This window comes from Stenotrophomonas sp. STEN022 (assembly GCF_056760155.1).
The window spans coordinates 1-8,141 of record NZ_JBRREG010000146.1 but is presented as its reverse complement, the minus strand read 5'-3'; the positions used below and the strand labels follow the sequence as shown (position 1 = coordinate 8,141).

Below are 8,141 nucleotides of genomic sequence, written 5' to 3'. Positions count from 1 at the left end.
CGGCGAAAGCCGCTAAGCATATGTATCATCGGCCACCGCGCTGCCCGGAGCTTCCGCTGTGCCTGCTTCGCGGCTTACGCCGCTCCTACAAGAGTGATGCGATCTTGCGGCAGCTGAGTCAGCTGCCGCGTTTTGCCCTTGCGAATGCATCGGCCAATGCATTGTTGGCCGGCGCCGCTGACACTGCCGGCCGGCCACCGCCATTGCCTGGATTGCGCTGACCGCGCTGATCCCGGTCGCGCCCGCCGCCAGCAGCACGCCCCTGCCCTGCACCACGCTCGTCACGCTCGGGCTTTTTGGCCGGTGCAGGCGAATCTTCCAAGCGCCGGGTCAATGCGATGCGCTTGCGCGGCACGTCCACCTCCAGCACTTTGACCTTCACTATATCGCCTGCCTTGACCACATCACGCGGGTCTTTGACGAAGGTGTCGGACAAGGCGGAGATATGGATCAGGCCGTCCTGGTGCACGCCGATATCGACGAACGCACCGAATGCCGCAACATTGCTGACCACGCCCTCCAGGATCATGCCTTCGCGCAGGTCCTTGATGTCCTCGATGCCCTCGGCAAAACGTGCTGCCTTGAACTCGGGACGCGGATCGCGGCCTGGCTTTTCCATTTCCTTGAGAATGTCGCGCACGGTCGGTACACCAAACTTGTCGTCGGTGAACTGCTCGGCCTTCAAGCTGCGCAGGTAACTGCCGTCGCCCAGCAGCGCCTTGATCGGCTTTGCAGCGGCAACGACGATGCGCTCGACCACGGGATACGCCTCAGGGTGAACCGCCGAGGCATCAAGCGGCTCGTCGCCATCGGCAATCCGCAGGAAGCCGGCACATTGTTCAAAGGTCTTGTCGCCCAGGCGCGGTACTTTCAGCAGATCCTTGCGGCGTTTGAACGGGCCGTTCTCATCGCGGTGACGGACAATGTTCTCGGCCACCGTCGATGACAACCCCGATACACGCGTCAACAGTGCGGCCGAGGCGGTGTTGACGAACACGCCGACAGCATTGACGCAGTCCTCCACACGCGCATCCAGTGCCTTGGCCAGACGGAACTGGTCAACGTCGTGCTGGTACTGGCCAACACCAATCGCCTTGGGCTCGATCTTGACCAGTTCGGCCAATGGATCCTGCAGCCGGCGCGCAATCGACACCGCGCCACGCAGCGACACATCCAGGTCCGGGAATTCCTTGGCGGCAAACTCGGAGGCCGAATACACCGAGGCACCGGCTTCGCTGACCACCACCTTCTGCAGCTTGGGATTTGCGCAGGCGGCGATTGCCTCGCCTGCCAGCTTGTCGGTTTCGCGACTGGCCGTACCGTTGCCGATCGCGATCAACTCGACGTTGTGCTTGATGCACAGCTGCTTGATCGCCTGCAGCGACTGCTCCCACTGCCGACGTGGCTCATGCGGGTACACCGTATCGGTGGCCAGCAGCTTGCCGGTGGCATCGACGACGGCGATCTTGCAGCCGGTGCGGATGCCCGGATCCAGGCCGAGCACGGCCTTCGGGCCGGCCGGCGCCGCCAGCATCAAGTCCTTCAGATTGTCGCCGAATACCGCAATCGCCTCAGCCTCAGCTTTCTCGCGGGCCTGGTTGAACAGGTCCAGCAGCAGGTGCATATGCAGCTTGGCGCGCCAGGTCAGGCGGCAGGCGTCCAACAACCAGCGATCGGCCGGGCGCTCCTTGTTGGCGATGCCTGCGTTGAGCGCGACCCGGCCTTCCGCATACTGGTGGCCGGCTTCGGCGTCGCTGCCCGGGTCCAGCTCGAGGAAGATGAACTCCTCGCGGCGCGCACGGAACAAGGCCAGCAGGCGGTGCGAAGGAATCTTCGCCAATGCCTCGGCATGATCGAAGTAGTCGCGATACTTGGCGCCTTCGGCCTCCTTGCCCTCGGCAACGCGGGCACGGATGATGCCGTTCCCCGCCAGCCAGTTGCGCAATTCGCCAACCAGCGCAGCATCTTCACCCCAGCGCTCCATCAAGATGGCGCGTGCACCTTCCAGTGCGGCTTTGGTATCAGCAACGCCCTTTTCGGCGACGACAAACCCCGCGGCGAAGACCTGTGGGTCCAACATGGGGTCGCCGAGCAGGCCATCGGCCAGCGGCTCCAGCCCCGCCTCGCGGGCAATCTGCGCACGGGTGCGGCGCTTCTGCTTATAGGGAAGATACAGATCTTCCAGACGCGACTTGGTATCGGCGCCCATGATCTGCTCACGCAGCGCATCGGCCAGCTTGCCTTGTTCGTCAATGCTGGACAGCACGGCGCGGCGACGATCTTCGAGTTCGCGCAGGTAGGTCAAACGACTTTCGAGATTACGCAGCTGGGTATCGTCCAGGCCGCCGGTCACTTCCTTGCGGTAGCGGGCGATGAACGGAACGCTGGCGCCCTCATCCAGCAGTGCGATGGCCGCCTTGGTCTGAGTGGCTTGTGCGCCGATCTCGTCGGCGATTGTCTGCGCGATCTGCTGCGCGAGCTTGATGTCTTGCATTGCCGGTGCGGTAGCCACGGTGACGGAAGCTGCCATTCTGGCAATGCGCGCGCCCGGGGGAAAGCCGTTGACAGCAAGCGCCGGACCTGCCGCCCGGCGCGCGCGCCTGAATACTCAGGCCAGATGCTGATACAGCCGTTGGCTGGCGACATCGTCACGCAGGTCTTCCAGCACCATAACCCGCATCGAGCCCCTGCCGGAGACGTTCATCGTCCGTTCTACGTAAATTTCCGGGCCATGCTCGGTATCTGCGCGGGTTTTGCTGAAGCCGTACGGCAACACACCCTTATCGCCATCCTTGCTGCCACCGATATAAAGAACAACTGCCATGGTGGTTCGTGCTCCTGTTGGATCTGTAACAGGTGCAACGATACGCGGGGTGACGTTACAGAGATGTACATAAAAGGTTGTCGTTTGATGTCAGCGCTCAGCGCGCCGGCTTCAATGACTACATTTCAGGTATGGCCAGGCCACCAACCACGACCATGCATGGCGTAGTAATCCGCTGCACGCTCGAACGGATTACGTACGCTCACACCGCCGCACAACAGGTAGACCGGCAGGAACAGCGGGCCCAGCACCAGGTACTGGAAAACATGCGCGCGCTCATGATCGCCCAAGCGCACGCGCGGATGTTCGCAACGACCCGCGCGATGTTCATAGGTCTGGCACAAACCATTCAGGTCATCGCCGGTGTGCAGGATCACCATGCCGAAGGTGATCGCCCCGCCCGGCCCCCACGGCCAGCGCCGGAACACCAGTGCGTTCTCCCTGCGGCTCCAGTACAGGCGTGCGCCAGCGAGGCTGCCGAGCGCGCCCGCGATCAGGCCAATCAAGGTATTGGGCGAGGTCCAGACCCCACCCAAAATGCGCAACCACATCGGCACCATTTCGAGTCGCATGAGACTCAGGCCTGCACTATTGATCTGGCGGCCAGCACGGACATCAGCGTGCCGGCGTACGCAGACGGCGCAACTGCTGCAGGAACCATGCGGAGGCATCCTGCTCCGGCGCTCCGCTGCAGGAAACCTTGTAGGGCTTGCCGCTCATGCTGCTGCGGCTGGCGGCACGCTCGATGAACTGCTCACTGCTGTCGACCATGTCGCGCTTGAGCAGGTAGTCATATTTGCGCTGCAGATGGCCCCGGGCCGCCACTGCGTCATACCAGCTGCCATTACGCTGGAAGCGGCAGCCAGAGGTTTCCAGCGCCTGCATCAAGCCACTGATCTCGCGCTGTGTTGCCGCACTGGGGGCCGCACTTGCCGGCAAGGCGATCAGAGCCAAGCTTGCGGCGAGCAGAAAATTGCAGATCAGCTTCATGCGCGTTTACTCAACCAGTCGTTGATGGCGCCGGGTACTTCGCGCTGCGCGCGCCCGGAGACATAGATACCTATGTGACCACCGCGGAAACCGAGCTCGGTGTAATCCGTGCTGCCGACTTGGCCCTGCATGGCCTTGGATGCAGCCGGCGGTACAAGGTGGTCCTGCTCGGCGTAGATGTTGAGGATAGGCATCTGTACCTGGGCCAGATCGACCGTTTCCTCGCCGATGTGGATGCTGCCGCTCATCAGGCCATTGGCCTGATAGAACTGCTTGACGAACTGCCGGAAGGTTTCGCCTGCCAGATCCGGGGAATCGAAGATCCACTTCTCCATGCGCAGAAAGTCTTCCAGGGCCTGCTTGTCGTCGAGGATGTCCATCAAGCCCACGTATTTCTGCACGTTCAAGCGGAACGGCTTGAGCATGAGGTAGCTGGCATTCATCAGATCGGCCGGGATATTGCCCAGCGTATCGACAAACAGGTCCACATCCACATGCCGCGCCCAATGCGAGAGCATGTTGTCCGCAGTATGGAAGTCGACCGGCGTCACCATGCTGATCAGGTTCTGCACCTTGTGCGGGCGCAGCGCGCTATAGCAGAGCGCGAATACGCCGCCCTGGCAGATGCCAAGCAGGTTGACCGGCGCGCCATCGCGTTGTGCACGCAGGTAATCCACCGCACCGTCGATGTAGCGCAGCAGGTAGTCTTCCAGGGTCAGGAAGCGCTCGGAGCGGTCAGGGTAGCCCCAGTCCAGCACGTAGACATCCTGACCAAGCGCCAGCAGCTTCTGTACCAGCGAACGACCGTCCTGCAGATCAACCATGTAGGGCCGGTTGACCAGCGCATAGACGATCAACAACGGCGGCTTGCTGGCATCGGCTTGATCGCTGACGAAGCGATACAACTTGACCTTGCCGTCGCTCCATACTTCCTGACGCTCGGTGACGCCATAATCCACGTCTTCGACACCGGGCAACAGCTTCAGGCCATCGACCAGCTTGCGTTGCCACTGCAGGGTTTCCTGCAGCAGGTCATCGTTGCCAAAACCCAGCGGGCCCTTCATTTGGAACTCCTGCGACGGGCCGGTGCGGACTTCGGTTTGCTGGCAACCACTGCCTTCTTGGCTGCCTGCTTCCTGGCGGCTGGCTTGTTCGCCGTGATCTTCTTCGGCGCAGCCTTCTCCACGGCTTTTTCCGCAGCCTTCTTGGTGATTTTCTTCGCCGCACGTTGCGGCGCCGGCTTCGCTGGCTTGGCAGCTGTCTTTCCTGCCGATGGCCTTGCCGATTTATTCGCCGCCGCGGACTGCGCTGGCGCGCTGCTCTGCTGGGCTGCCGCCATCAAGCGCCGCACCTGCCGTTCCAACTCGGCGATGCGCCGATGCGCCGCATCCATCTCCGTGCGGGTAGGCACGCCCATCGCGTCGCAGGCACGTTCCAGTTCACTCTGCGACGCTGCGCGCAGACGCATCTGGGCATTGGCCAGCTCACCATAGATGCGCTGGAAATCTTCAGAAAGCGCCACCTTGGCATACGCTTCTTCGGCGGCATCAATCCACAGATCGAACATCGCCCGCGCACTGGTCAGCTGACTACCAGGCACTTCATGCTCGGCCAGCTTGGCTTCGAAACGTTTGAAGGCATCGTCCAGAACGCTACGGATCGTATCCACATAGGCTTCGGCACGCGCCTGGTATTCCTGCTGGATCTTGAGCAAGGCCTGCCAGCGCGCCTGATGCTCACGGGCTGGACCGAATGCCGGTGCATTCAACCAATCGCCGCCACCAAAGCCACTTTGTGCGGCCTTGGCGAATTCACGCAGCCAGGGTTGATCGTTCAGGGCATTGCCACCGCGTGCAGCGCCCAGCATCCACTGCAGCAGATCATCGCCCTGCCCCGCCTGCACGGCCTCGCGCCACGCCCCGGCCACCTCCGCCGCCGAAGTGTCACGACCGGCAAAGCGTGCGGCCACCTGCTGCATCATGCCCAGCCAATCACCAGCCTGATGCTGGAACCGGGCGCCCAGCGCCTGTACTTCCGGGGGCGTATCGGTACTGACCAGGCGGGTCCATTGGGCAATGCTCTCAGCCCATGGGAAATCGCCGCCTGCGGCTGCGCCCTGGCCCTGCATGGCCTGTGACCATGCCTCCCAGGCAGCGCGCATGCTGGCCTCGAAATCCGCGTTGTCGCTATTGCCTGCCGCCGCCATTGCCTTACTCCCGGGATGCCCGGTGATGATAGCAATGCGACCGCCCTACCGGCGTCAGGGCTTGGGAATCCGCAGCGTCTTGCTGATCATCAGCGAGCCGGACAGTGCAAACAGCAGCACCAGCGGATGCAGCTGCCACGGGCCCAGCTGCCAGCTGCCGCCCCATAGCGCCGGGCCAATCGCATTGAAGTGGGCCGCCAAGGCCAAGACGATGACCAGCGCCAGACTGGTCGGAATCGGCGTGCCTTCGAAGTACGGCACCTTGTCGGACTCACCGGCGATCTCCTCGGCGGTAACGTTGTAACGCGCCAGCCGGCTGACGCCGCAGCAGACGAAGTAGCTCAGGATCAGCCAGTCCCAACCGCCCTGCATGCCGCAGGCATAGGCCAATGCAGCCGGCGCCACACCAAAGGAAATGATGTCGGCCAGCGAATCCAGCTCGCGCCCCAGCGTGGACGAGGACTGGCGCCAGCGCGCAACCCGGCCATCCAGCGCATCGAAGATAAACGCCAGCGGGATCAAGGCCATGCCGAACATCAGGAAGCCGCGCTCGCCGTCCTGCAGGAAGCGCATCGCCGCGAACACCGCGCCGGTGCCGCAGAACGCGTTGCCGAGGGTGAACCAATCCGCGAGCTGGAACTCACGGAGCATCGAGAAATGGCGTTTCATGGGAACTCACGGTGCATGGACCGGAACAGGGTACCGCGAGCACCTGAACAGTGGACAGTACCCGCACTCGCCCAGCTTGTCCGGCATGCGACACGCCAGCGCTGGACCCGGACACGTTCGTGTCCGGATCACGCCATCGGCCTCGAAGCCAGTGCTGCTCGCCGGAGCGACCTACATGACACCACTGCAGCAAGCCATTACAGGCGCGTGTAACTCCAGGACTGCATGCGCCCGTCGCGGTAAGGCATTACGCCGTGGAACGGGCGCGGGTCCGCGTCGAACACCAATGGCAGGAAGTAGCGGTCGCCCTCCCACAGCGGCAGCGATTCCAGCTCGTCGACCGCAACCCACTCCAGCGTGCCCTCCCGGTTAACCTCCATCGGCGTACCGGTGTAGTCGTCGATGACGAAGATGAAGGCGAACCAGTCTTCGCCATTCTTGCCGAAGCCCGGCCAGCTGATGCTGCCGCGCAGGCGCGTCGTGCCGCATTCAATACCCGCTTCCTCGCGGATCTCGCGGTGCATGCAGGCAAGGATGTCCTCATCGGCCTCCATCTTGCCGCCCAGCCCGTTGTACTTGCCCAGGTGCATGTCACCGGGCCGGGTGTTGCGATGGATCATCAAGGCCTTGCTGCCATCGGCAGACAGTACATAGCCGAGCGTGGCCATAATCGGGGTGTACGGCATAGCGACAACCGGAACCAAGGGGGCGTGCAGTATGACCGATGAACCGCTCGCGCCTCAGCCGGGCATTACATCCATGCGCCGGATTGGCACCACGGTTTCATCGACACGGCGCAAGGTGGCCACGCTGTGGCCGCGCTCGGCCAGATATTCCAGCCATTTCCCAAGGAAGGTGTTCATGCGCATGCGGTGGCTGATCAGCGCTTCCGGCGGCGGATACATGCCCATCACGTCCTGCCAGCGTCGGCCCACGTAGCAATGCGTGGTTTCGGCCTGACGCGCATCGCGGTACAGCCGTACGAATGCCGATGGATCCGGCTCGCCGGTGAGCGGATCGCACAGGTCGTAGGTCATCCGCAGTTCCACCGTGTAGCGATGGCATTCGATCACATCCAGGCGCACATCCAGGCCATCGCCGATGCTGGAGAGGTGGCTGCCCACGTGCAGCCGATCCGGCGCGAACAGCCGCATCAGGTGATCGTGGTTTTCCGCATACAAGCCCATCAGCCAGCCGAGACGGCTGAGTCTGGGAATGCGATCAATGCGGGAAAGTGCGCCTGCCATGGAGCTGATCCTACACGCCGAGGCGTGCAGGTGGCATCACCGGTAGTGCCGAGCCATGCTCGGCGGAGGCTTTACTCAAGAACCCACCTGTAGTGGGGGGGGGGGGGGGGGGGGGGGGGGGGGGGGGGGGGGGGGGGGGGGGGGGGGGGGGGGGGGGGGGGGGGGGGGGGGGGGGGGGGGGGGGGGGGGGGGGGGGGGGGGGGGG

At 63.3% G+C, this 8,141-nt stretch carries 9 protein-coding genes; all 9 read right to left on the bottom strand.

Annotated features, from left to right (window positions below; translation table 11 throughout):
• Nucleotides 1-118: 118 nt before the first annotated feature.
• Nucleotides 119-2,494, bottom strand: coding sequence for a Tex family protein (locus ACVOMF_RS19870; RefSeq protein WP_481510802.1), 2,376 nt, complete (start codon nucleotides 2,492-2,494; stop codon nucleotides 119-121).
• A gap of 114 nt (nucleotides 2,495-2,608) precedes the next feature.
• Complete coding sequence (locus ACVOMF_RS19865; RefSeq protein WP_481510801.1) at nucleotides 2,609-2,824, bottom strand: hypothetical protein; 216 nt, start codon at nucleotides 2,822-2,824, stop codon at nucleotides 2,609-2,611.
• 125 nt (nucleotides 2,825-2,949) lie between these two features.
• Nucleotides 2,950-3,396: a hypothetical protein gene (locus ACVOMF_RS19860; RefSeq protein WP_481510800.1), complete on the bottom strand. Its 447-nt coding sequence runs from the start codon at nucleotides 3,394-3,396 to the stop codon at nucleotides 2,950-2,952.
• A 43-nt stretch (nucleotides 3,397-3,439) separates the two neighbouring features.
• On the bottom strand, nucleotides 3,440-3,814 hold the full coding sequence (locus tag ACVOMF_RS19855; protein WP_481510799.1) for a YfeK family protein: 375 nt from the start codon (nucleotides 3,812-3,814) through the stop codon (nucleotides 3,440-3,442).
• The gene (gene phaC, locus ACVOMF_RS19850) at nucleotides 3,811-4,878 is read right to left on the bottom strand and encodes a class III poly(R)-hydroxyalkanoic acid synthase subunit PhaC (protein WP_481510798.1); all 1,068 of its coding nucleotides are present in this window, start codon (nucleotides 4,876-4,878) and stop codon (nucleotides 3,811-3,813) included. Before phaC ends, ACVOMF_RS19855 begins: the two co-directional genes overlap by 4 nt.
• Nucleotides 4,875-6,020 carry a class III poly(R)-hydroxyalkanoic acid synthase subunit PhaE gene (gene phaE, locus ACVOMF_RS19845; protein ID WP_481510797.1) on the bottom strand — a complete coding sequence of 382 codons (1,146 nt, stop codon included), beginning with the start codon at nucleotides 6,018-6,020 and terminating at the stop codon, nucleotides 4,875-4,877. The genes phaC and phaE overlap by 4 nt, the downstream gene beginning before the upstream one ends.
• A 54-nt stretch (nucleotides 6,021-6,074) precedes the next feature.
• On the bottom strand, nucleotides 6,075-6,689 hold the full coding sequence (locus ACVOMF_RS19840) for a CDP-alcohol phosphatidyltransferase family protein (protein WP_296246528.1): 615 nt from the start codon (nucleotides 6,687-6,689) through the stop codon (nucleotides 6,075-6,077).
• Nucleotides 6,690-6,886: 197 nt separating this feature from the next.
• Nucleotides 6,887-7,375 (bottom strand): NUDIX hydrolase, encoded by a 489-nt coding sequence (locus ACVOMF_RS19835; protein ID WP_481510796.1) that lies wholly within the window; start codon nucleotides 7,373-7,375, stop codon nucleotides 6,887-6,889.
• Nucleotides 7,376-7,429: 54 nt separating this feature from the next.
• Nucleotides 7,430-7,936 (bottom strand): DUF1249 domain-containing protein, encoded by a 507-nt coding sequence (locus ACVOMF_RS19830; RefSeq protein ID WP_481510795.1) that lies wholly within the window; start codon nucleotides 7,934-7,936, stop codon nucleotides 7,430-7,432.
• Between the last annotated feature and the right edge of the window lie 205 nt (nucleotides 7,937-8,141).